This window comes from Edaphobacillus lindanitolerans (genome assembly GCF_900156305.1).
GTDB lineage: Bacteria > Bacillota > Bacilli > Bacillales_A > Planococcaceae > Bhargavaea > Bhargavaea lindanitolerans.
This window is the reverse complement of record NZ_FTPL01000003.1, coordinates 284,358-307,576: the sequence shown is the minus strand read 5'-3', so window position 1 is coordinate 307,576 and position 23,219 is coordinate 284,358. Positions and strand designations below refer to the sequence as shown.

Below are 23,219 nucleotides of genomic sequence, written 5' to 3'. Positions count from 1 at the left end.
CAAGTTTATCGTTTAAGCGGTCAAAATGCGGACGGTCACTCGATTGACGGACGGAACCGCATCGATGCCCTCAGGCCCGTTGACCTGGACATTCAGCGACGATTCCCCGTCTGGCAGCCCCGTCGCATCGACAAACACGGCAAAGTCTTTCTTCGCTGCAGAGGCAAGCGCAGCCCGCTTGCCCTTCAGCGTAAGATTCAACTGGCCGTTCGGCGGCTGGACGATTTCCCCCTTCTTACCTTCCACAAGTCCACGGATCTCAATCATCATTCCGTTGAGTTCCTGACTTTCTTCGACTTCAGCCGATGAATTTCCTTCTTCTGGTTCAGCAGGCGGAGGGGTTTCCTCCGATTCGGCAGGAGGTTTGGCGGCAATATCCTCAGATTTGTCGTTTTCTGTCTGCTCCGCGTCCGTTTCGGGCTCATCCGTTTCTTCCGCATCGGCCTGCGCTTCATCGCTTTCTTTTTTGTTCGTCTTGACATTGATTTCAATCTTGCCCGGCGACACTTTCGTCACCCCGGACGGTTTCGGAACCTCGACGGACAGCTTGCCGGTGCCGGTGACTTTGGCCAGATCGACCTCAACCGGGATTTCTTCCAGCTTGTCCAGCACACTCTTCGGTCCGGACACTTTGACCGTGTCGGTCGCGGTGGTCATTTCATTCACCGATATCCCTTCCGGCAGCTCGCCCGTCCGCTTCAAGGTGATCGGGACATTCCGTGTGTACTCGGAGATATCGGCCTTGACCGTGACTTCCGCAGGCTCGATGTCGACGTTGAGCTTGTTCAGTTCACGGTCGAGCACCCGGACACGGGCCTGCTGCTCGATCGGGCCGTCGATCCCGCCTTCCGCGGAAATCGACGCCTTCACGAAGCTGATCGAGTCGACGATGCTCTTCGCACCGGTCACCATGACCGTCGCCGGATCGGTTTCTATGGAATTGATGATGTAATTTTCAGCAAGCAGCCGCTCGTTCAGTTCCGGATCCACCCGGAATTCCCGCGTGATCCGTTCTTCGATCATCACGTCGACCGTGTCAGGATCAATCCGCACGTCCAGCTTGTCGGACAGGTTCTCGTGCTGGATCCTGACCGTGTGCGAGCCCATGACAAGCGAGCGAAGGTCCACGAACAGTGTGAAGTCCTTCAGGGCCCGCGTCGTCTGCACGATATTCGCCGGTCCCTCGATCGTCAGGTTGACGGATTCCGGAACGCCGGTGACGACGAGGTTTTCGTCATCATAGAACACTTCGACGGGCACATCCTGCAGCACGGCGATGTCCGTGCCCGCGGCCGCACGTCCCGCCTGGTCCTCCTCGGTCTTCACGACGAGGAACAGCAGGACGGCGAGGACAAAGGCGACGCCCCTGAGGAACCATGGATTGTCCATGAACTTATCCATTTTTCTTCACTCCCCGTTTCCGCTTTGGTCCGGTCTGGGGTTCTTGAACAGGGCCGAACCACATTTTGCGGAGGAGCGTTTCGAACTCCTCCGTCGACAAGTTCCGGTGGAGGTCTCCGTTCGCCGTGAGGCTGACGGCGCCCGTCTCCTCCGAGACGACAACCGTGATGGCATCCGTCACTTCGCTGAGGCCGAGCGCAGCGCGGTGGCGGGTGCCGAGTTCCTTCGAGATGAACGGGCTTTCAGACAATGGCAGATAACACGCAGCCGCCGCAATCCGCTGTTGCTGGACGATGACCGCACCGTCATGGAGCGGCGTATTCGGGATGAAGATATTGATGAGCAGTTCCGACGTGAGATCGGAATGCATCGGGATCCCCGTCTCGATGTATTCGCTGAGCCCGGTTTCCCGCTCGATCGAGATGAGCGCGCCGATCCGCCTCTTTGCCATGTAGCCGACCGACTTCGTGACCGACTCGACCAGGCGGTTGCGCTCTTCCTCTTCCTGCTGGGAACCGCGGGAGAACAGCTTGCCCCGTCCGATCTGCTCAAGCGCGCGCCGAAGCTCCGGCTGGAAGATCACGATGATCGCCAGGAACCCCCATCTGAGCACCTGTTCCATGATCCAGTAGAGCGTCCTCAGGCCCAGCTCCTTCGTGACGAACCAGGCGATGATGATGACGAAAAGGCCCTTCAGCAGCTGGACGGCCTTCGTGCCTTTGATGATGGCGATCAGTTTATAAAGCACGAACCATACGAGGAGGATATCAACGATGTTGATGAGTACCTCCCAGATTGACAGGTCCGAGAAACGTTCAAAAAACGACACAGGCATCCCCGCCTTTTCTCCTGTTGCATATCGTTCATTATAACACACCGGGTGCCGCCGGCGCTTGTGTGAGCCGGTTGGCGCCATCCTCCTGCACCGTGTCTGTTCGGTCCTGTCACGGCGCCGCCCCTGCCCGGCCGGTCGCTCAAATTTCCGGCCCTGCTTCGTCTTCTGCACCCCTGCAAAATTAAAAGGTCCGCCCCATACAGGGCGGACCTTCGCTTAGCGTCTATTCTTCCCCGTCACCGCCGTCCCCTTCAAAGAAGGAGATGCTGTCTTTGACGGCGGCCTTGATCTTGTACCAGAGCCACTCGAAGGCCTGGTTGATCTCTTCCACCTGGCCGGTGACAATTGCGGTGGAGGCCATATATTTGGATCCGTTGATCACCATGACGTTGCCCTCGACTTCCCCTTCGATGTGGAGCTCCCCGTTTTTGACGACGAGGTCGCCCTTCACGGTTTCGCCTTCGGGAACGGTGACTTTGTTCCCCTCGACGACGAGGTTTGGCTGCCTGGAAACGGCAAACTGGTCTTCTGTATTGAAATTGGAGAGCAAGGCCGCCCCTGCCAGCAGAACGAACATGGCAACTGCAGCGAGCATCGGGTGCCGCCCGAACCAGCGGCGGACGCCCGCGCCCTGCCGCTCTTTCGGCAACGATGCCATGATGCCGCTGGCGAGGCCTTCCGGCGCCTCTATCGGAGCGGCGCTCTTAAGGAATGCGACAGAACGGCTGAGCCCGTCCATATGTTGCTGGCACTCCGGACACTTCTCCAGGTGCTCCTTTAAAATCTGCTCATCCCGGCGGGTGATTTCCCCGTCCAGATAATCATGCATATATCGGACGATATCTTCCGGACACGGTTTCATCCCTGTTCCCTCCTACAAAGTCTTCATTTGTTTCCTAAGGGCTTCGCGGCCCCTATGTATGCGCGTCTTCACCGTACCGAGCGGGAGTTCAAGGATTTCACTGATCTCCTGCAGGGGCAGTTCTTCGATATACCGGAGGACGATTGCCGAACGGTATTTATCCGGCAGGCGCCCAATCTCATACTGGACACGATCCTGGAGTTCCATCCGCTCGACTTCCTCCTCGGGCAACGGCGAGTCATGTGCAATGCTCGAGTAATGATCGAGCCCTTCCGTCCCCGGGACCGGGGCATCCAGGAAGGCATCGGGCTTTTTCTTCCGGATGCGGTCGATGCAGAGGTTGGTCGCAATCCGGTAGAGCCATGTGGAGAATTTCCGTTTTTGATCAAATGTATGCAGATTGATATAAGCCCGGATAAACGCTTCCTGGGTGATGTCCTCTGCTTCGTGGCTGTTTCCGAGCATCCGGTAGCAGACCTGATAGAGCCGGTTTTGATAGAGGGAGACGATTTCTTCAAATGCCGATTGGTCCCCCTTCAGGACTTGCTTGATCCGTTTTTTTATAAGGTCTTCCATTTTCCGTCTTCCCTCCGCTCCATGCGGCTAACTCCTATACGCACGACCATGCTGGATGGTTTCATTTTTTTCTTTCATTCCATTGTAGCAAAGGAAAATCTAAAAATCCTGCAAAATTAAAAAGCCGTCCCCGAAGATCGGAACCGGCCAATAATGCTTTTATATCAAGGTTTCTCCGAACAGCGAGCCCATAAGCCCGACCGCGACGTCTGCTGTTTTATTGCGCTCATCGAGGATCGGATTCACTTCCACAAATTCGGCGGATGTGATCTTGCCGGAAGAGTGCAGCATTTCCATCGCCAGGTGGCTCTCACGGTAGCTGATGCCGCCCTGGACTGGCGTGCCGACGCCCGGCGTGTAAAGCGGATCGAGCCCGTCCAGGTCGAGGGACAGGTGGATGCCGTCCACTCCGCGGGATTCAAGGTAGCGGAGGGCATCTTCCATGACCGCCGTCATACCGTCGCGGTCGATCTCATGCATCGTGTACACTTTGATGCCCTTTTCCTTCACGAGTTCGCGCTCGCCGGGATCAACGGAGCGCGCTCCGATGACAACGATGTTCTCCGGCTTCACCTTCGGTCCGTTGCCGATCGATGTGAGGTCCTCGTGGCCGAGACCCATCGCGACCGCCAGCGGCATGCCATGAATATTGCCCGACGGGGATGTTTCTGCCGTGTTCAGGTCGGTATGGGCGTCATACCAGATGACGCCCAGGTTCGAGTAGTGTTCCGAAAGACCCGCAAGTGTGCCGATTGCAATGCTGTGGTCGCCGCCGAGCACGAGCGGGAAGCGTCCTTCCTTCACGCTGTCGGATACTTTCTCGGCGAGCTTGCGGTTGCCGTCCGTGACCGCCGGGAGGTTTTTCAGGTTGGTGCCGGACTGGTGGCGCGGCAGTTCCGTTTCGAGCGGAATGTCGCCCTCGTCGCGGATTTCCTTTACGAGTTCATGCAGGCGGTCCTCGACGCCCGCATATCGGATAGCGCTTGGTCCCATATCCACTCCACGGCGGCTCTGGCCGAAATCGGCCGGTACGCCGATGATTGAAATCTGCTTGTCTTTCATAATCCCATTCCCCTTTCGCTATGTACTTCTCCATTATGGAACGAAATACGGGAATGGCTCAACCGGACAAGTTTTGTAATATTTATTCATCCGTGAATAGAAACATATCCGTGGAATGGTTCAGCTTGACGGGCGTCCAACCGGGTCCTGCACGACGTATTCGGATTCCGGCCGGAAGATCGTATTGTCCCCGATCTGCTCGATGGCGTGGGCGGTCCATCCGACCATGCGGGCCACACTGAAGGTCGGCGTGAACAGATCCGGCGGCATGTCGATCGCCCGCATCACTGCCGCCGCGTAGTATTCGACATTCGTGTACAGTTTCCGGCCCGGCTTGTGCACATCCAGGAGCCGGGTGATCTCGTTTTCTGCCGTGACGGCGAGGTCGAGCCAATCGTCCTGGCCTTCGAGCCCCCTGCAGGTCTCCCTCAACAATACGGACCTCGGATCTGCAGTCCGGTAGACCCGGTGGCCGAATCCCATGATCTTCTCGCCGGCAGCAAGCTTGCCTTCGATGACTTCCGTGATCGAGGTCGATGCCTTCACTTCCTCGAGCAGGTCGATGACGCCGGACGGTGCCCCGCCGTGGAGAGGTCCCTTCATCGCACCGAGAGCGGAAGTGACCGCTGCCGTCAGATCGGATTCCGTCGAGATCGTGACCCGCCCCGCGAATGTCGAGGCGTTCATCCCGTGCTCCATCGTGAGCTTCAGATACATGCCGAGCGCCTCGGCCTTCGCCGGTGACGGTTTTTCACCCGTAAGCATCCACAGGTAGTTCGCGACCTGACCAAGAGCGGAATCCGGCGCAATCTTCCCGAGACCGCTCCTCTTGCGGTAATGAGCGGAGACAATCACAGGAAGCGCTCCCGTGAGAAGTGCAGCCTGCTCCCGGATTGGACGGCTCCGGAATTCCGGATGCGAATAAGCCGATATCGCCGTCCGTGCCGCATCCATGATTTCCATATCTTCCGGAAGAACATCCAGGAGAGCTTGGACATGGTCCGGAAGCTTCCTGCCCTCCTTGAGCCATCCGTCCACTTCCTCCAGCCGAGCTTCTCCGGGCAGCTCCCCGTCCCACAGAAACGCAGCCACTTCCTCATAGGATCTCCCCGGCAGCAACTCTTCCACCGTCCGGCCGCGGTACATGAGCCGGCCGTTCTGTCCGTCCACTTCGGCAATTGCCGTCTGGACGGCAACGACTCCCTTCAACCCTTTCTGAAACATCTTCGACCCCTCCTTTCCTTTTAGTATAGAAGGGGTGTTTGATAAAGAAAATTAATGTTTTATAATTGGCTCAATAAACAAAATTAATTGACCAGGAAGTGAGTCGGATGGAAAACCAGTGGCTCCGGACATTTTGCACAGCCGCGGAAGAACTCAATTTTCGAAAGGCCGCAGAGCGCCTCCTCATGTCACAGCCGAATGTGACCGTCCAGATCCGTTCTTTGGAGGAAGCACTCGGGACCGCATTGTTCGACAGGAAAAACAACCGCGTCTCTCTGACTGACGCAGGGCGGATGTTTTATCCGGAAGCCCGGCGACTTCTGATGGAACTCGATCAGAGCATCCAGCGGGTGCGTTCCTTCTCCCAAGGATTCAGACGGTCATGGAACATCGGCATTTCCCCGCTGATGGGCGGGACCGTGCTCCCCCATATCCTCCGAGCGTTCATGGAGACCCATCCGGACACGGAAATCACCATCCGCGTGGAAGAGTCTGCCGCCATCGAACCTCTCGTCGAGGAGGGGCTCGTCCATCTCGGGATTTCCGCGCTGCCTTCCAGGCTCAAGTCTGTCCAGTCGGAGAAGCTGTATGAGGATCCGGTGCTGTTCGTCATGCCCCAGGATGTGTATGACGAAGAAAGCGGACCGCCGATCGATCCGCTGGAAGTGTTGCAGGCGCATCGGCTGTTCACCCATCACCACCCCGTATACTGGGACGCGCTCATCCCACAGCTGAGCCGGAGAGTGCCGGGTCTTCGGACGATGAAAGTAACACAGGCCCATATTGCAAAACGGTTTGTGGAGGAAGGTCTCGGGGTGACATTCCTGCCTCACTCCACCATTCGCCGCGAATTAACCGAAGGCAAGCTGATGCAGCCGCATTTCGATCTCGTTCCATTGCCTGTCGCGTCCACCTACGCACTCTATCGGAAAAAAGACGAACTCATCGAGGAATTTCTCGGATCGGTTTCCCGGTATTACTTCGGCTGAAGCGGATTCCAACATCCCAAACGTGTAGACCGGCATCGGGCTGATCTTTTCCCTCAACGATCCATCAATTCCTCCAGGCGGCGCTTTACATTCGGCCATTCCCGGTCGATGATCGAATACAGGTGTACGTCACGCGGCTTTCCGGTTGAACGGATGCGTTCATTGCGAAGAACGCCCTCGTGCTTGGCGCCGATGCGTGCAATGGCCTTCTGTGAGCGGATATTTTCCGAATCGGTCTTGAACTGGACACGGATCATGCCGAGCTCTTCGAAGCAGTGACGGAGCAGAAGATATTTCGCCGTCGTATTGACGTGTGTCCCCTGGAATGCCTTCCCGTAAAAAGTCGATCCGATTTCACACAGTTTGTTGAACGGGTCGATCCCGAATATGCGGGTGGTCCCCATCATTTCTCCGGTATCGGCATCTGTCACTGCAAACGCCCGGCAACTGTGGCCCGTCTCCATCGCAAGGACGCCGGTTTCCAGCCAGTTGTCGAACTTCTCCTTCGTCTCCACCTGATTGAGCATGAAAAAGAAGATATCGGGGGAATAAAGCCCCCAGAGCGCCTCATAGTCCGACCGCTCGAGCGGCCGAAGCCGGACGCCGTTCAATTCCAATACCGGCATGTTCCCGCCTCCCTGTTCGATTTCTGTCCCCATTATAGCGAAACAGCCTGGATCTCCGCATCGGTCATGGGTCCGCCGCCGCGCGTGCGTTCTCTTCTTTTATCCCCAAATAAGAGGCCTTTTTTACCAGTGAAGTCAGAGAAATAATTGATGTTAAACCGGGTATAGAAGGAGGATGCACGGGCCAAGGGGATGGAGGAGGTTTTACATGTTCGGCCTGAGGGACCTGTTATCACTGATCATTTCCGCGTTCATCATCTTGCCGGTCGTCATCTTCATGCGGGAACTCGGGTATCTGATCGTCAGCTGGCTGTTCGGGGTGAAGAAGCCGCGAATCACGATCGGCTCCGGACCGCGAATATTCAAATACGGAATCGTGGACGTCCGCAGATACTATCATTTATACAGCTGGTACTCGTACGATGAGCTGAAGCACAAAAATAAATGGGCATACATCGCCATTTACTCGGGGCCGATCCTGGTGAACGCCATCACCGGGCTGACGATCAATGCGCTGCTGGCAAACGGCGTCATCGTGAAGTTCGAAACATTCTGGAGCCGGTTCATCTTCTATCAGTTTTATTACGTGCTGTTTGATTTGGTGCCGATGAAGACGGTGAACGGCATGCCGAACAACGGCATGCTCATCTATGAGATGCTCCGGTACGGGAAGCGGACGGATTATAATGACGAGCCGTTCATCCCGTCCACCTCGGAAGTCGAGGAAGAGTACAAAGAGCAGATGGAAGAACTCGAGGAGAAGAAAGAGGAAATCCGGGATGTCGGAGAAGAGGACGAGAAGCGGGAGAAGGAAAAGGAAAAGGAAAAGGAGAAGGAGAAGAACGATGAGCAGACCGGAGAGCGGGAAGGACGGGAGTCCGGGGATTCCCCCGATGAGGGAAACCTCGAAGGCCGGGCGGATCCCCCGTCGGACGAGCGGGACCCTGAGGATGGACGGGAGGACGACGAGGACCGGAAAAACCGGAAGACCGGCGGCATGGAACAATAAGTGCATAATCAAAAACGCCTTCCCGGCCTGGGAAGGCGTTCCGTATGAGCCATGCAGGGCTCGAACCTGCGACCCTCTGATTAAAAGTCAGATGCTCTACCAACTGAGCTAATGGCTCAAAATAAAAAAAGTGGCTGGGGTAGCTGGATTCGAACCAACGAATGACGGAGTCAAAGTCCGTTGCCTTACCGCTTGGCTATACCCCAACGTATGAAAATGGAGATGAGCGGCGCATTTCTGCGTCAGCTTCATTCACTCTTTCGGTCACGTACGCTTTGTACGCTCCCTCTTTCGTTCAATCGCTTCCTTGACCTGCTTGCTCCTCGCCATTTTCATGGCAGGAATTGGAGATGAGCGGCGCATTTCTGCGTCAGCTTCATTCAGATCACGTACGTCTGTAAGCTTACTTCATTAGTTATGCCCGTTTTCACGGAGAATAAACATGAGTGGTGGAGGGGGGCAGATTCGAACTGCCGAACCCGAAGGAGCGGATTTACAGTCCGCCGCGTTTAGCCACTTCGCTACCCCTCCATATATGACCCCTACGGGATTCGAACCCGTGTTACCGCCGTGAAAGGGCGGTGTCTTAACCGCTTGACCAAGGGGCCGTAGTCCTCAATCGGACAACGTTTATATTAGCAAAGAAAAACGGGCCGCGCAACACATTTTTTGAAGTCGGAATATTTTTTGTTAAAGGCCCTCCCCGGATGTGGTTTGAGCTGTAAATCAGGGCATGGGAACGGACCGCGCATCGGCTGTTACCGTTCTTCGAGTTAAGGGGAAGGATTTTGAATTATGGGAGCCCGTTGTGAATGATGGACAGACGTTTTGAATTATGGAGACGCGTCGTGAATCATGGACTGCCGCTTTGAATTATGGAGACACGTTCTGAATTATGGAGACGCACTGTGAACTATGGACGGCTGTTATGAATTATGGAGGCGCGCTGTGAACTATGGATAGCCGTTCTGAATTATGGAGACGTGTTGTGAACTATGGATAGCCGTTAGGAATTATGGAGGCGCCTTGTGAACTATGGACGGCCGTTCTGAATTATGGAGACGCCTTGTGAACTATGGACAGCCGTTCTGAATTATGGAGACGCGCTGTGAACTATGGAGAACCTTTTGAAATAGTGAAGCTTTATTCTATCTGCCGGTCTTCCCCATTTGCGGATGGTAGAATGAAGGTAAACCACTTGCCAATCGGCAACGATCGGAGAATTGCCAACCAGGGGGGGAAATCAACATGAATCATGCTTTATACGACGCAGCACTGGTTCGGATCAGCGAGTTGTTCAACAGCGACGCAACGGGGCACGACGTCCACCATACGCTTCGCGTGTACCGGATGGCGATGCGGCTCGCAGAAGCGGAAGATGCCGACCGGGAGCTTGTCGGGCTTGCCGCCATGCTCCATGACGCGGATGACCCGAAGCTCTTTGGCCCGGAAAACGGCCTTCGGAATGCACGGGCGTTCATGGCCGAACATCATGTGCCGGCCGCAAAAATAGAAACCGTCTGCACAATCATCGGCGAGGTCTCCTTCAGCAAAAACGGCAGCAACCGGCCGTCGACGATTGAAGGCAAGGTCGTCCAGGATGCCGACCGGCTTGATGCGATCGGTGCCATCGGCATTGCCCGTACCTTCGCATTCGGCGGCAACCGCGGACGGGCGATTCATGATCCCAAGGATGCGGAAGGAACCTCCATCGCCCACTTTCACGAAAAGCTGCTGAAGCTGAAGGACTTGATGAACACCGATGAAGCAAAGCGGATTGCAGAAGCGCGGCATCGGTTCATGGAGGAATTCCTTCAGGAGTTTGAAGAGGAATGGAACGGTATCATATAAGAAAATTCCTCCGAGTATTAAGTTAACCGGCTGGTCATTCAGAGGAGTTTTTTTCCCGGATCATACTCCACTGTAGATCATGATTTCGTTTAGTGCTTGTACTGTTGGCAAACCATTTTGGACATCCTAACCTCAGCACAGTATAAGGAGTCCAATAATGGATAAAAACCGTAACAAAAGAGAAGAAAATTACTTTGTACCAAAACCATTAAGAAAATGCCTTCTCATTCTTGGATTATTTTTCTTGGGCATGGAGATTACCTCTCAAATACTCCTTCAAAATGATCTTCCTGCCTCGCTTTTATTTTGGGTCTTTCTTATTCTTATTAGTGTTATGTTATTTAGATTACTGGGGTTGAACAAGTCTTTCCGGCGTACACATCGTATTCAAAATTGGAAACCAAAGCAGAAGTTAACCCTCTATCTTTACATCTTTTTAAATGTTTTATTGATAGCGTCTATGCTCAATTTTTCGTATCAAATGGTTGTTTTTTTCTTTTTAGTTTTATTTCTGTTTAGGCGCAGTATAGGCCAAAGAGCAAAAAAGTTTGAAATGATGTTCCCTTCTTTTTTACGTAATTTACGTAAAAAAAGCTTCCACGTCGATTTTGTCTCTATGGAAGACATAGATAATATGTCAGGAACAGAGTTCGAGAAATTTCTCTTCAAACTCTTTGACGGCCTTGGTTATTACGTAGAGCTTACGCCTCATACAGATTATGGAGTAGATCTCATCATTATAAAAAACAAGATTAAAACAGGCATTCAAGCCAAATGTTACGGAGAAGGTCGAACAGTAGGTGTGGCAGCGGTAAACGAGGTCTGCGGTGGTGGAGGGCATTACAAGGTTCAAAAGAAAGCTGTCATCACAAATCGTTATTTCAGTAAAAAAGCAAAGATATCAGCACGATCAAATAATGTCGCAATGATTGACCGCGAGGGGTTACAGGATTTAATTCGGAAGTACAATAACAAATAGATCATTGAGTTTCTTCTGTTCCCTTCGGCGGTATTCATAATGACCTTAAAAAAGGGGCCGAAGAGCCCCTGTATCAGTGTAGATTACACCTCAAACGCAACAAAACTGCCTTCATCGTCGAAATCCTTCACCTGGATCACCCGGTCGGTGAACGATTCAACGGTTTCCCGTTTGGTCCCGATCAAAAGAGAAAGCACCTCGAACGCCTTCTCTTTTTTCTCCTTCGTGAAGCGGTCCAGGAAAGGATCCGTCAGCCGGTCTTCACCGTCGGTCACAAATACGAGATCGGCCTGCTTGAACCGGCTTTCGCTGATGACGCCCAGTGCTTCGCCGAGCGCCAGCTCAAAGTCCGTGCCGCCTCTCAAATAAGTCTCTGCGAGCCGGATCATTTCCGCGGCCCCAATTTCTCCCCGCTCATACTTGAACACTTGGACACGGGTCGAAAACAGTACAAGACAGAAGTCCCGCTTCTGTTTCTTCGCGATGGACAGGAGGGCCAGCGCAAATCCTTTTGCCTGGTTGTCGAGGCTGCTCATGCTGTCGGACTGATCAAGACAGAGGACGACCGGGCCCCGGTTCAATGATTCGGGTCCCTGCTGTTCAAATTGCATCGTCTGCCTCTCCGAAAAGCGCCGGAGGAAATCGATTTTGGTCATCGGATGCGTGAACAGGCTGAGCTCGGCGGGCAGCAAGTTTTCGATGTCGATGCCGGTTGTCACGCCCTGTCTGGCCGCAGCGTGACGTTGTTTTGGCCTCTGCTTCTTCCGCGCTGCTTGTTTGAAGCGACCAGCCCATTCGGCTATTTGTTTCATCTGATTCATAGAAGCCATTTTCTCCGCCAGCAATAGTTTGTCGCGAAGAGGGACTTTCTTCATTTCTGCATCCCCGTCACCTGCCCTCATGCCGCCGATCAATGATTTCAGCCCTTCGCCCACTTCCCGGGCTTCCCGGAGCGCCCGGTCCATCGCCTCCCGGTAGCTGTCACGATTTTCGAGCAGGGTCTGCTGCATTTTTTCATTGAATTCTTCCATTACTTCAGAGGCCTCTTGATCGGCCTCCTCTTCCTGCGGCCGTTGTTGTCCGGCCAGCTCTTGGAGTTTTTGATTCAGTGCCCGGAGGCCTTCGTCCCGCTCCATCTGCTCTGCCAGCCATTGCCGGGTCTGTTCACCGGTCTTGAGGGTACCGATGGCGGATGCCAGGTCATTCAAACGGGTGAGGTCCCGGTAGGACGCAAAGGCTTGGTCGTCCATGATGATCTCCATCATCATTTTATTGACCCCAAGTCGTTCATCCACTGTCTCCAACAATGCCGGTTTCATCTTATAAAAAGAAGCCCAGATGTCACCGAGCAATGGCTCGAACAGCGGCATGGCCGCCTCGCCTGCAAGCTTCTGGAGTCCCTTTGACAGACCCAGAATCTCTCTGAAGCGCCGCTGGTCGAACGCATCCACATTCAGCACCGTAAGGTTATCTTTGATGGTCACCCCTCCTCGGGCGGCGGTTCTTTACATTCTGTAGAAGATGCCGGAAGGGCCTTTTTCCGCTTCCCCGTCACCGTACATCGTGCTCAGGATGATGTCTTGCTGCATCGCATTTACTTTATGGAGCAGGATTTCGATTTCCACACTGCGGTCCTCATACTGCGCACGGAGTCGATTCAGATCTTCCTTCAGCCTCTTCATCTTTTCAGAGGCTTCCAGCCCATACTCTTCCGACTTGTCCTGCGCAGCCTTCTGCAGCATTTCATTTGCCTCATGTTGAATCGTTTCGAGCATCCGGATGACAGCATCCTGGGCATGTCTGCGCACAATCGATGATACGGCGTCTTTTTGGTCCGGCGTCTCCCAAAGGGAATGCTCGAGAATGACCAGGTCCTCCATGAGCACGGACTGCCTCTTCTGAAGCAGCGCTCTGGCCTTCAGGACGCACAACGACTGCTTGAATCTCCGGTCCGAGGGCCGGATCCCTTCATCCCGCAGTTCATTCCGTATTTTAGAAAGAGCCGTGTACACGTCATCCTGGATGACCATCCGCTCTGCCATTTCCTGGAGCTGAATCAATTCTTCCAGGGTCATGACCGGCGCTGGCTCATCAGTGCCTGAATGCTTCATCATAGAAATGAAGTTTCCGTCATCGGCGATGTAATCGACTTCAAAACGAAGCAGGAACCGGTCGAACAGTGCATCGAGCCCTTCGCCTTCTTCCGGATACTCATTGGACGCGCCGATCACGGACATCAGGGGGACTTTCACCGGGGAGCCGTCATTGTAGAAATACCGCTCATTCAAGATGGTCAGCAAACTGTTCAGGATCGCGCTGTTCGCCTTGAAAATTTCATCGAGGAACACCAGATGGGCCTCAGGCATTTTGGTTTCCGTATTCCGCTTATACACACCCTTCTCCAGGTCTTTCAGCGACAATGGGCCAAACAACTCCTCCGGCGTGCTGAACCTCGTGAGCAGCCACTGAAAATAATCAGTACCCTTTATCAGTTTCGAAAGCTCCATGACCAGAGCAGATTTGGCCGTGCCGGACGGACCGATCATGAGGATATGCTGCCGGGCCAGCACGGCAATCAGGAGCGCTTCGATCTCAGAATCGCGCTCAAAGAACCTGGCATTCAATGTATTGATCATGTCATCCAATTTATCGGGAAGGTTAGTTTCCATGCGCCACTGCTCCTGTCACTTGTCTGGGGTTCTTCATAAGGATTTCCACCTATCTCATTCCCTAATCCAGGAAGCATTATGCGCTGCACAGGGCCGGACAAAAAGAAAAACGCCCATCCCCGGGGGGACGAGCGTTTTTCATATAAGCTTCCAGCCGGGCTTGAACCGGCGACCTCATCCTTACCATGGATGCACTCTGCCAACTGAGCTATGGAAGCATGTCATATTGTATAAATGGCTCCGCAGGTAGGACTCGAACCTACGACCGATCGGTTAACAGCCGATTGCTCTACCACTGAGCTACTGCGGAATAGTGTGAAGCGTTACCGACAGAACCCATTATACAATATGCTTCCTGCCCAATCAAGCACCTTTTTGTGCATGTACATCATGCGCATGTCCCCTGCTTTTTATTCATACATTTTAAAAGCCGGGGCCGGCAATCCGTCTGGGGAGGGCGCCGTTTTGAAGAAGTTCATGCTGCTGTCTCTGTTTGTGTTGTTCACCGCCTGGGTGCTCGTCCAGTCCGCAGGCGGCAAGGGTCCGCTCGTTCCGGTCTTCCGGATGACGGCGGAGCCCCAGGTGCTCGTGCAGGGCAGCCGGGGCGCTGCACTGACAGTCGATGTTTCGTTCGGAGACTCGGAGATCCGGGAATGGGTCTCGGGCCTCTCTGAACCGTATCCGCTTTTGTTCATCGATCCGGACTGGCTTGCCCGGTCACCGGATATCGTGAAGCTGCTCGTCGAGAAGAACATCCCGGTCGGCCTGCTCGGGGCGGCGGGCGAGCGATATGCAAAGGAACCGAAGCTACTCGATGAAGGGATCGAGGCATTCGAGTCGTATTTCGGAAGGAAGCCGCTTTATTTCCGTACGGCGGATGAGCGGTTCCCCGAAAAGTTGACGGCGCGCCTGTTCGAACTGGAGATCAATGCACTCGGGTCAACACGCCGCTGGGAAGGCGGGAAGATCCCGAAAGAAAAGGCCGGTGAAATCCTTTCAGTCCAGCATCACCGGGATGTCCGGACTGAAGTGAAGGAGATCGAGCGGCTGCGCACTTCACGAGAATTCATGACGGTCGAGGATGTGCTGTTCGGGGTGGATGTCCGCCAGAAGTCGATCCCATGACGAATTAAAAAGAAAAACGCACGGCCCACTCAATGGGCGGTGCGTTTTTTCGATTTGCTTTTCGCGGGCGTTCCGCTCTCTTTGCGGGCCTCGCGGCGGGCCTGCCTTTTTTTCAGGTCTTCTTCTGATTTGGCATTGTACTTCGGCAGCATGAGCAGCTGATACATGTTCACGGCGAGCAGCGGGAACAATAGGATGGTGACCCACTGGTCGATGTTGCCGCTTCGCACCATCAGGGCCGGTAGCCATTCCAATGTCGTGATGACGATCATGAAGAAGAGCGCCGAAATGAGGATGTGCTTTTTGCCCGTCATTTTGACTTTCAGCCAGGCGGTGAGTGCCGGTACGCCGAGCAGGAAGGCGAGCAGGACCATGTAGAGCACCGTCCGACCGGTGTCCGCCTTCGTCAGATCGAAGCGGAAGAACACCAGGTCAAACAGGACAACTGCGATGAGCAGCATCTGGACCCAGTTCCAGAGCGTCAGCGAGCGGAACATGTTCACTCCGAACTGGTGGACCGTCAGATAAGCGAAGAAGCCCATTTGCGCCACGACGCTCATCGTAAATCCGAGAAATACCATCCAGAGGAAGGCAGCGATGAATTCGCTGATTTCGCCGTTCTGGATGAACGGATAAAATGTATCATTCCAGCGCACGAGCAGACCGACCAAGCCGGTGATCCCGCCGCCGATGAGGAGCGCATTCAGGAAAAATTTAAGCCAGTTACGTATTGTCACGATCAGAAGCCTCCGTTTTTCATTTCCATCCTTTAGTGTACCAACGATAGCGCAAAAAATCTATTTCACCGGTGCGGAAACGCATAAACCGGACGGATTTGTGAACAATAATTGAAACGACGGCAGGAAAGGAAATGATGCGCGTGAAGCGGCTTCTTCCCGCCGGGCTCGTACTCCTCGTCCTGTCGGGGTGCGCCGGCCCGGCCACTCCTTCTTATGAAGAGACGAAAAAAATGATGACCGATGCACTCCAGACGGAGGACGGCAAAAAAGCGATCCGCCAGCTTCTGTCCGATCCGCAGTTCAAGGACCTCCTCGTCTTGGAGCAGGAAGACGTGAAGACATCCATTGAGGAAACAATGCTATCCGATAAAGGCAAGGAATTCTGGAAGGAACAGTTTGACGACCCGAAATTTAAGGAAACGATCGCCAAGAGCATGAAGGATCAGCAGGAAGACGTCATGAAGAAGCTCATGTCCGATCCGTCATTCCAGAAACAGCTTGAGGACTTCTTTGGCCAGGCAGAGATGCAGAAGAACCTCGGAAACGCAATGAAATCCACTGACATGCGAGAAGAGATCAAGAAGATCGTCGAAGAGACGATCGACTCCCCGCTCCTTGCACCAAAGTGGCAGGAAATGGTCAAGAAAGCCGGCGAATCAGGCGGGAACGAAGGCGGCGGGAAAAAGGATGAAAAGACCGGGAAAGACAAAGAAGAATCCGATCCGGAGAAAGAAAAAGGCCCTGGCGGGGGCAGCGGCCAATAAGCTGCCGGGAAGACGGTTCCGGAACTGCGGATGCGACGCGGTTCCGGGATCGTCTTTTTGATGGAGGGAGCAGCGGGAGTGAGTGAGGAGAGTTTAGCCGCGAGGATGGATTTACCTAACTTCTTGTGGACATCGTCGATATATGTAGGGGGCTGAGCTCCGAGTGGTCTCCGTTTCACTCCGAGTGATCCCAGTTTTACTTTGAGTGGTCTCAGTTTTACCTCGAGTGGGCCCAGTTTTACCTTGAGCGGTCTCAGTTTTACCTCGAGCGGTCTTAGTTCCTCAAGGGGGCCCAGCTTTACCTTGAGTGGTCTCAGTTTCACTCCGAGTGATCCCAGTTTTACTTTGAGTGGTCTCAGTTTTACCTCGAGTGGGCCCAGTTTTACCTTGAGTGGTCTCTCCTCCGGCGGGCCCAGTTCCGATCAGCTCCCTCTTGGGCCGCCCCTTTCCCACTCCCCAAAGAAAAAAAGCCGCATCCCTTCAATCCGGGATGCGGCTTTCCATTCATTATTGATTGCGCGGGTCGAACGGGCTGACCGGGCCTTCGTTTTCGGCCGGCTTGTCCGTTGTTTCCTTGTCAATGACCTTCCGGGCGATCTCATCGTAGAGCTGGCCTGTCGGATGGTCTTCATGATAAACGGACGGGGCGAAGTCCTCTTCGTTCCAGTCCGGCTGGCCGAGCGGGATCTGACCGAGCAGTTCGGTCCGGAGTTCGTCGGCTAGTTTCGGTCCGCCGCCTTCGCCGAACACGTATTCACGCTCGCCGGTCTTCTTGGACTCGAACCAGGACATGTTCTCGACGACGCCGAGGATTTCGTGGTCGGTCTTGATCGCCATGGCACCTGCACGCGCAGCGACGAATGCTGCCGTCGGATGCGGGGTCGTGACGATGACTTCTTTCGAATGCGGGAGCATCTGGTGGACGTCGAGCGCCACGTCTCCCGTTCCCGGAGGAAGGTCGAGCAGCAGGTAGTCCAGGTCGCCCCACTCCACGTCGCGGAAGAACTGATCGAGCACCTTGCCGAGCATCGGTCCGCGCCAGACGACCGGTGCGTTCTGGTCGACGAAGAAGCCCATCGAGATGACCTTCACGCCGAAGCGCTCGACCGGGATGATGCTGTTGCCGCGCACGACCGGATTTTTCTGGATGCCCATCATGTCCGGTACGGAGAAGCCATAGATGTCGGCATCGATCAATCCGACTTTCTTGCCGAGCCGGGCAAGTGCGACAGCGAGGTTGACGGACACCGTCGATTTCCCGACTCCGCCCTTCCCTGAAGCGATGGAGATGAACTGTACATTATTGAGCGGAGACAGCAGGTCCTGCGTCTCGGCAGCAGTGGCCGTGCCGCGGAACTCTTCCAGCTTCTCGGCAGGCAGTTCCTCGAAACGGATGCCGACCGTCTTCGCGCCGGCTTCCTTCAGCAAGTCGACGACCTTCATCTGCAGCTGCATTTGCTCGGCATTGTTGATTTTCGCGATGGCGAGCTTGACGCTCACATGCTCTTTCTCTTCTTTGATCGAGACCTCGATGATGCCGCCGGTCTCTTGAAGCGTGCGGTGGAGGAATGGGTCCTGAAGCTGCCCCACCAGCTCGCGTACTTGCTGTTCATTGATCAATTCAGACACTCCCAATCCGGTCAATTCTCCCTACAGTATACCATAGGGAACAGCCGGATTCGCCCACTCCGCTCATACCCCCGCAATCGAAAAAACCCATCGCTCAAGCGACGGGCCGATCATTGAAGATCCTCATCCATATAAGCCGACACACCGTCCGCGATCGCCTCGGCGACCTTCTTCTGATACCCTTTGTCCGTCAACAGCGCCTTTTCCTCCGGATTGGAGATGAAGCCCGTTTCAATGAGGACGGCCGGCGTCGGGACTTTCTTCAGAAGATATACTTGCCGGACAGCAAGCGCCTCGCGGTCGGTCTCGATCGTCTCTACGAAGGAAGACTGGACGGCTTTTGCGAGCCGCTCGCTGTCCGGATGCCCCTCCGCATGGTAGAACACCTGGGCACCTCGCCATTTCTGGTCAGGAATTGCATTCACATGGACGCTCAGGAACATGTCCGGCTTCTCTTTGATCGCGATCTCTTCACGAAGTTTCAGATCTGCCATTTTTCTGGCCCGGATGCTCGGGAAGTTCTCACCCGGCTCCCGCTCCGCAATGGCATCCCCTTCCTTCGTGCGGGTCATGATGACTGTTGCCCCTTTTTTCTTCAGTTCCTTCTCTAGATTCTTGGCAATCGCCAGATTAATGGAACTCTCGATCGTATCGCCCGCCGAGGCGCCGCCGTCCGGTCCGCCGTGCCCCGGATCGATGACGACCTTCACCCCGCCGAGCGGTTCCGGCAAGAAGAAATCACGGTCGGACGCAAACGCCTCGTACGCCAACACCGCAGCCGATGCCACCAGCACGAAAGCGAGCACCCACACCCGCCGCCTCAATATCCGCCACACCCTCAACTCTCCCGTCACCGCCTTTTTTCCTACTATACGCCGGGCGGCGGCGGGCTATGAACAAGCTCTGCCGATGTACTGACTTGCCTGCGAGGATGTGCGGCAAACCTGGGAGGAAATCATACCGACAGGGGAACCGGTGCCGATCTCCCGGAGTCCCAATCCGACGGAAAAGGCCGGCACACTCCTGTGCCGGCCTTCCATGTTGAAATGATGGGTCAAGCGATCGTCTCGCCCGGCCACTCGAGCATGCCGCCGGTCATGTTGACGGTCTCGAATCCCTGGCCTTCCAGGAATTCGGCCGCCATCTTGCTGCGGCCGCCGGAGCGGCAGATCAGGACATACTCTCTGTTCCGGTCCAGTTCACCAAAACGTTCAGGCAACTCCATGAGCGGGATATGGACGGCTCCTGCGATCATGCCGGCGGCGACCTCTTCAGGCTCCCGGACATCGATCATGGCGAATTCTTCGCCTGCTTGGAGCCGCTGATCGAGCTCATGCGTCGAAATCTCTTTCATTGTCGTCCCTCCCGTTTAGCTCTTCCGCTTGCTTGATTGCCTCTATTATAAAACCCCGGATCGGGTTCCGGCAACGAAGAAGGCAGGGCTCAATACATCTTCATATAGTGTTCGCGTTCCCACGGATGGACGGTGACGCGGTACTGCTCCCATTCCATCCGTTTGGCGTCCATATAGTTGCGGTAAATGTGGTCGCCGAGGGACGATTTCACGACTTCGTCCGACTCGAGCGCGCTGAGCGCGTGATCGAGATCGGTCGGGAGCGTGCCGATGCCGGCCTCCTCGAGTTCTTCCGGTGTCATTTCGTACAGGTTGCGGTCAACCGGCTCCGGCACCCGCAGGTCGTTCTTGATGCCGTCGAGTCCGGCCTTCAGGATGACCGCCATGGCGAGGTACGGGTTCGCCGACGGGTCGACCGAGCGGACCTCGATGCGCGTACTGAGTCCGCGGGAGGCCGGGATCCGGACGAGCGGGCTCCGGTTCTGCGCGCTCCACGCGATGTAGCTCGGCGCCTCATAGCCCGGAACGAGCCGCTTGTACGAGTTGACCGTCGGGTTCGTCACGGCCGTGAAGTTGCGGACATGTTCGAGTACGCCGGCCATGAATTTGTAAGCAGTGTTGCTGAGCTTCAGCTCGCCTGATTCGTCGAAGAACGCATTTTCGCCGTCGCGGAACAGCGAGATGTTGCAGTGCATGCCGGATCCCGCGATGCCGAACAGCGGCTTCGGCATGAACGTTGCATGAAGGCCATGCTTGCGGGCGATCGTCTTGACGACCAGTTTAAACGTCTGGATGTTGTCGCATGCGGTGAGTGCATCCGCGTATTTAAAGTCGATTTCGTGCTGTCCCGGGGCGACTTCGTGGTGGGATGCTTCGATTTCGAAGCCCATTTCTTCAAGCTCCAGCACGATGTCCCGCCGGCAGTTTTCACCGAGGTCGGTCGGCGCGAGGTCGAAATAACCGCCGTTGTCATTTGTCTCGAGCGTCGGCTGCATGTTCTCGTCAAGCTTGAACAGGAAAAACTCCGGCTCCGGCCCGAGGTTGAAATGAGTGAAGCCCATCTCTTCCATCTCAAGGAGCACACGCTTCAGGTTGCCGCGCGGGTCCCCTTCAAACGAAGTGCCGTCGGAACGGTGGACATCGCAGATAAACCGGGCGACTTTCCCCTTGCCCGTCGTCCAGGGGAACACCATCCACGTGTCGAGGTCCGGGATCAGGTACATGTCGGACTCCTCGATCCGGACGAAGCCTTCGATCGAGGATCCATCGAACATCATTTTATTGTCGAGCGCCTTGTCGAGCTGGCTGACCGGGATCTCCACGTTCTTGATCGTTCCCAGTACGTCCGTGAACTGGAGTCGGATGAAATTCACATTCTCTTCCTCGACAAATCTCCATATATCATCACGTGTCCACTTCCCCATCATGCCACTCTCCCTTTTCCAATATTGCAATGGCGCCCGGCCATCACATTTTTCTATCATACGGGGTGACAACAGGCCAGGCAAGGAATTTTTCAGGATTTTTATTGAAAAAATGAATATTCCTTCTCCAGTTTTTCGGCAAAATAAAAATCCTCCTCCACATTTGGGAGAAGGATGAAAATGGAAGCGTTTCATTTCCCTCTTTCTTCCTGTCATCCGGAAGAGAGAGGGATAATAGAATATCACGGGATCTATCAGAAGTAAACAGGACGCCCTGTTCACTCTGCCTCTGCGTCCATGGCGACCCGCACGCCCAGGGAAATGCCCAGCGCCAGGACCGGATAGACCATCAGCCGGGTGAAGAGGGCATCCGGGGTGCCGTCAGGCGGATTCCCTGACATGATGCCATATGTCAGGACAAACAGGACCGTGAACATCCCGATCGCCACGACGGACGATGCCCGCTTGCCGATCCCGCCGACGGCAAGCGCCGCTCCGATCAGCACGGCGAGCGCAAGATATCGCCAATCCGCCAGTCCGCCTGCGAAAACGGCATTGCCGGTAATCAGCAGAAACCCGGCCGCACTCACATACACCAGGCCGAGTCCCGCCAGAAAGCCCCAAACAACCGAAAAGTTCTTCATCACATCTTCCTCCTTTATAACCTATACGTTTGGAGGAGAGAAATGTGAACGGGATTAATATCGATCGACCGTTGCCCCCAACGTCGCTGCCCGGATCTGCGGGAGGTCTTTGACAAACGATAGCTCATCCGGCGTTCCGGTAAGAACCATTCCGATCGCTCTTATGTCACCGGTTTTCGGCACTTCCTTGAATATACCCGCCAATTCGCCGTTGTCTTCCTTGAACAAATAGTCGGCGGCGCCGACAAACGCGTCAGCGTCCTGCTTCAGATCATCTGTATAACATTTAAATCCGATTGCATTTTCTGCATCCACCGGCTGATCGTCGGATTGATCGCTGTCCACCCATATCCATGAGCGGTTGTCGGGGAAGATGTTTTCGATTTCTGCCAGTGTGTACGCACGATCGAAGGAAAAAGCCATTTCGATCACATGGTCGGATCTGATGCTGGTCATGAGGGACCGATCATCCGGCAATTGGCCATATTCCTTTTCCGGATGATAAAAACTCATGAGCCGCTCCCCGTTGTAGTAAAGGGGGATCACTTCTTCTTCGGCCGTCCCTTGCCCGTAGACCGGGAAGTTCAAACGATGACTGGTCTTTGACACCGGAGAGTATTCACGCTGCACTTCCCCCCAGTTAATCGGAATTCCGCCTATTACTTTTTGCCTGTTCTGAATCTCTGTTGCTCCGAGGAAAGAATGAATAAATTCTGATCCGGCATTCGTAATATTGGCCCCCCGGATGGTTGACCAGGCACTGTACGTCCATCCCTCCGAGCGGATTTTCCGTTCAATCATATACGTTCCCGTTGCCGTCAAAGCATAGAACGCCACAACGACCGTGATCACCGTAATGAGTATTTGCCTGATGAGGGACCTGCGCTTTTCCCGCCTAACCGAATCTCTCAGTTCAGGCGTATTCCACTCAAAGTCTTCTTCCTTCATATTCAGTCCTCCCGTATGTATCGATGAACTCGTTTCGGGCTCTGTACAGCATCGTCTTGACGGATCCTTCCTTCAATCCGGTGATTCCCGCAATCTCTCTCAAAGAAAGTCCGGCCGAGTATTTCAGCAGCAGCAGCTGCCGATTTTTGGGCGTCTGGGCAGACAAGGCGTCAATCACCTTTCTTCCGGCCTGCCCTTCCATCACAATTTCCTCTGGTGTCCGAGTTTCTATCCCGTCTTCCAGCGAAAACTTTAAGACGGCGGATTGATGTGACCGGTTACGTCTGCAAAGGTCAAAGTATCCATTCATCGCCACCCGGAACAGCCAGCCCCCTATGTTCTGGTCATCGAGCCCCTCCATATAACGGATGAACTTCATCGCAGTGTCCTGGATGACGTCCTCGGCGTCTTCCTTGGAAGCCCCCATTCCAATCAGTTTTCTATAAACCACATCCAACACATCCAGCAAGTGCTTTTCTAATGCACCGGTTTTCGCCATGGCAGACCT

At 54.7% G+C, this 23,219-nt stretch carries 23 protein-coding genes and 6 tRNA genes; 6 read left to right on the top strand and 23 right to left on the bottom strand.

Annotated features, from left to right (window positions below; genetic code table 11):
* Positions 1–12 precede the first annotated feature (12 nt).
* The 6 genes from B0B07_RS10970 to B0B07_RS10945 all read right to left on the bottom strand — a co-directional run bounded on the left by B0B07_RS10970 (position 13) and on the right by B0B07_RS10945 (position 5,960).
* The gene (locus tag B0B07_RS10970) at positions 13–1,401 is read right to left on the bottom strand and encodes a CdaR family protein (protein WP_076758920.1); all 1,389 of its coding nucleotides are present in this window, start codon (positions 1,399–1,401) and stop codon (positions 13–15) included.
* Positions 1,394–2,230 carry a diadenylate cyclase CdaA gene (gene cdaA / locus B0B07_RS10965; RefSeq protein ID WP_076759271.1) on the bottom strand — a complete coding sequence of 279 codons (837 nt, stop codon included), beginning with the start codon at positions 2,228–2,230 and terminating at the stop codon, positions 1,394–1,396. Before cdaA ends, B0B07_RS10970 begins: the two co-directional genes overlap by 8 nt.
* A 229-nt stretch (positions 2,231–2,459) precedes the next feature.
* Positions 2,460–3,098: an anti-sigma factor family protein gene (locus tag B0B07_RS10960; RefSeq protein ID WP_076758918.1), complete on the bottom strand. Its 639-nt coding sequence runs from the start codon at positions 3,096–3,098 to the stop codon at positions 2,460–2,462.
* A gap of 12 nt (positions 3,099–3,110) precedes the next feature.
* Positions 3,111–3,674: an RNA polymerase sigma factor SigW gene (sigW, locus tag B0B07_RS10955; protein ID WP_076758916.1), complete on the bottom strand. Its 564-nt coding sequence runs from the start codon at positions 3,672–3,674 to the stop codon at positions 3,111–3,113.
* A gap of 159 nt (positions 3,675–3,833) precedes the next feature.
* Entirely contained in the window at positions 3,834–4,736 is a 903-nt protein-coding gene (gene rocF / locus B0B07_RS10950) for an arginase (RefSeq protein WP_076758914.1), read from the bottom strand.
* Positions 4,737–4,856: 120 nt separating this feature from the next.
* The gene (locus B0B07_RS10945; protein ID WP_076758913.1) at positions 4,857–5,960 is read right to left on the bottom strand and encodes a citrate synthase/methylcitrate synthase; all 1,104 of its coding nucleotides are present in this window, start codon (positions 5,958–5,960) and stop codon (positions 4,857–4,859) included.
* 107 nt (positions 5,961–6,067) lie between these two features.
* Between B0B07_RS10945 and B0B07_RS10940 the strand changes: the two genes are divergently transcribed.
* Positions 6,068–6,949 (top strand): LysR family transcriptional regulator, encoded by an 882-nt coding sequence (locus B0B07_RS10940; RefSeq protein ID WP_076758911.1) that lies wholly within the window; start codon positions 6,068–6,070, stop codon positions 6,947–6,949.
* 53 nt (positions 6,950–7,002) lie between these two features.
* Here B0B07_RS10940 and B0B07_RS10935 read toward each other — a convergent pair whose 3' ends face one another.
* Positions 7,003–7,575 carry a GNAT family N-acetyltransferase gene (locus B0B07_RS10935; RefSeq protein WP_076758909.1) on the bottom strand — a complete coding sequence of 191 codons (573 nt, stop codon included), beginning with the start codon at positions 7,573–7,575 and terminating at the stop codon, positions 7,003–7,005.
* 208 nt (positions 7,576–7,783) lie between these two features.
* Here B0B07_RS10935 and B0B07_RS10930 point away from each other — a divergent pair, with 208 nt between their 5' ends.
* Complete coding sequence (locus tag B0B07_RS10930; RefSeq protein WP_076758907.1) at positions 7,784–8,584, top strand: zinc metalloprotease; 801 nt, start codon at positions 7,784–7,786, stop codon at positions 8,582–8,584.
* Between the two features lie 45 nt (positions 8,585–8,629).
* On the opposite strand, the gene B0B07_RS10925 is transcribed toward B0B07_RS10930, so the two are convergent.
* The 4 genes from B0B07_RS10925 to B0B07_RS10910 all read right to left on the bottom strand — a co-directional run bounded on the left by B0B07_RS10925 (position 8,630) and on the right by B0B07_RS10910 (position 9,192).
* Positions 8,630–8,702, bottom strand: a tRNA-Lys gene (locus B0B07_RS10925).
* 13 nt (positions 8,703–8,715) lie between these two features.
* Positions 8,716–8,790 (bottom strand) — tRNA-Gln (locus B0B07_RS10920).
* 241 nt (positions 8,791–9,031) lie between these two features.
* A tRNA-Tyr gene (locus tag B0B07_RS10915) sits at positions 9,032–9,115 on the bottom strand.
* A 5-nt stretch (positions 9,116–9,120) separates the two neighbouring features.
* Positions 9,121–9,192, bottom strand: a tRNA-Glu gene (locus B0B07_RS10910).
* A gap of 640 nt (positions 9,193–9,832) precedes the next feature.
* On the opposite strand from B0B07_RS10910, the gene B0B07_RS10905 reads away from it, so the two are divergent.
* Both B0B07_RS10905 and B0B07_RS15060 read left to right on the top strand, forming a co-directional pair.
* Positions 9,833–10,435 carry an HD domain-containing protein gene (locus tag B0B07_RS10905; protein WP_076758906.1) on the top strand — a complete coding sequence of 201 codons (603 nt, stop codon included), beginning with the start codon at positions 9,833–9,835 and terminating at the stop codon, positions 10,433–10,435.
* Positions 10,436–10,592: 157 nt separating this feature from the next.
* The gene (locus B0B07_RS15060; protein ID WP_084186655.1) at positions 10,593–11,414 is read left to right on the top strand and encodes a restriction endonuclease; all 822 of its coding nucleotides are present in this window, start codon (positions 10,593–10,595) and stop codon (positions 11,412–11,414) included.
* Positions 11,415–11,497: 83 nt separating this feature from the next.
* Here B0B07_RS15060 and B0B07_RS10895 read toward each other — a convergent pair whose 3' ends face one another.
* The 4 genes from B0B07_RS10895 to B0B07_RS10880 all read right to left on the bottom strand — a co-directional run bounded on the left by B0B07_RS10895 (position 11,498) and on the right by B0B07_RS10880 (position 14,393).
* Positions 11,498–12,898: a VWA domain-containing protein gene (locus B0B07_RS10895; RefSeq protein ID WP_076758905.1), complete on the bottom strand. Its 1,401-nt coding sequence runs from the start codon at positions 12,896–12,898 to the stop codon at positions 11,498–11,500.
* 21 nt (positions 12,899–12,919) lie between these two features.
* Entirely contained in the window at positions 12,920–14,083 is a 1,164-nt protein-coding gene (locus B0B07_RS10890) for an AAA family ATPase (RefSeq protein ID WP_076758903.1), read from the bottom strand.
* A gap of 145 nt (positions 14,084–14,228) precedes the next feature.
* Positions 14,229–14,301 (bottom strand) — tRNA-Thr (locus B0B07_RS10885).
* Positions 14,302–14,318: 17 nt separating this feature from the next.
* Positions 14,319–14,393, bottom strand: a tRNA-Asn gene (locus tag B0B07_RS10880).
* Positions 14,394–14,548: 155 nt separating this feature from the next.
* Between B0B07_RS10880 and B0B07_RS10875 the strand changes: the two genes are divergently transcribed.
* Entirely contained in the window at positions 14,549–15,208 is a 660-nt protein-coding gene (locus B0B07_RS10875; RefSeq protein ID WP_076758902.1) for a polysaccharide deacetylase family protein, read from the top strand.
* A 29-nt stretch (positions 15,209–15,237) separates the two neighbouring features.
* Here B0B07_RS10875 and B0B07_RS10870 read toward each other — a convergent pair whose 3' ends face one another.
* Complete coding sequence (locus B0B07_RS10870) at positions 15,238–15,945, bottom strand: KinB-signaling pathway activation protein (RefSeq protein ID WP_076758900.1); 708 nt, start codon at positions 15,943–15,945, stop codon at positions 15,238–15,240.
* Between the two features lie 134 nt (positions 15,946–16,079).
* Between B0B07_RS10870 and gerD the strand changes: the two genes are divergently transcribed.
* A complete protein-coding gene (gene gerD / locus B0B07_RS10865) occupies positions 16,080–16,712 on the top strand; it encodes a spore germination lipoprotein GerD (RefSeq protein WP_327078195.1) in 633 nt (210 codons plus the stop codon).
* 507 nt (positions 16,713–17,219) lie between these two features.
* Here gerD and B0B07_RS10860 read toward each other — a convergent pair.
* The 7 genes from B0B07_RS10860 to B0B07_RS10830 all read right to left on the bottom strand — a co-directional run bounded on the left by B0B07_RS10860 (position 17,220) and on the right by B0B07_RS10830 (position 23,210).
* On the bottom strand, positions 17,220–18,332 hold the full coding sequence (locus B0B07_RS10860) for an Mrp/NBP35 family ATP-binding protein (RefSeq protein WP_076758899.1): 1,113 nt from the start codon (positions 18,330–18,332) through the stop codon (positions 17,220–17,222).
* A 119-nt stretch (positions 18,333–18,451) separates the two neighbouring features.
* A complete protein-coding gene (locus B0B07_RS10855) occupies positions 18,452–19,177 on the bottom strand; it encodes an N-acetylmuramoyl-L-alanine amidase (RefSeq protein ID WP_407643870.1) in 726 nt (241 codons plus the stop codon).
* 218 nt (positions 19,178–19,395) lie between these two features.
* Positions 19,396–19,695 (bottom strand): rhodanese-like domain-containing protein, encoded by a 300-nt coding sequence (locus tag B0B07_RS10850; protein WP_076758898.1) that lies wholly within the window; start codon positions 19,693–19,695, stop codon positions 19,396–19,398.
* A gap of 89 nt (positions 19,696–19,784) precedes the next feature.
* The gene (gene glnA, locus B0B07_RS10845) at positions 19,785–21,119 is read right to left on the bottom strand and encodes a type I glutamate--ammonia ligase (RefSeq protein WP_076759264.1); all 1,335 of its coding nucleotides are present in this window, start codon (positions 21,117–21,119) and stop codon (positions 19,785–19,787) included.
* Positions 21,120–21,397: 278 nt separating this feature from the next.
* Complete coding sequence (locus B0B07_RS10840; protein ID WP_076758896.1) at positions 21,398–21,763, bottom strand: hypothetical protein; 366 nt, start codon at positions 21,761–21,763, stop codon at positions 21,398–21,400.
* Between the two features lie 54 nt (positions 21,764–21,817).
* Complete coding sequence (locus B0B07_RS10835; protein WP_076758894.1) at positions 21,818–22,711, bottom strand: anti sigma factor C-terminal domain-containing protein; 894 nt, start codon at positions 22,709–22,711, stop codon at positions 21,818–21,820.
* Positions 22,692–23,210, bottom strand: a complete 519-nt coding sequence (locus tag B0B07_RS10830) for an RNA polymerase sigma factor (RefSeq protein ID WP_076758892.1) — start codon at positions 23,208–23,210, stop codon at positions 22,692–22,694. The genes B0B07_RS10835 and B0B07_RS10830 overlap by 20 nt, the downstream gene beginning before the upstream one ends.
* Positions 23,211–23,219 lie beyond the last annotated feature (9 nt).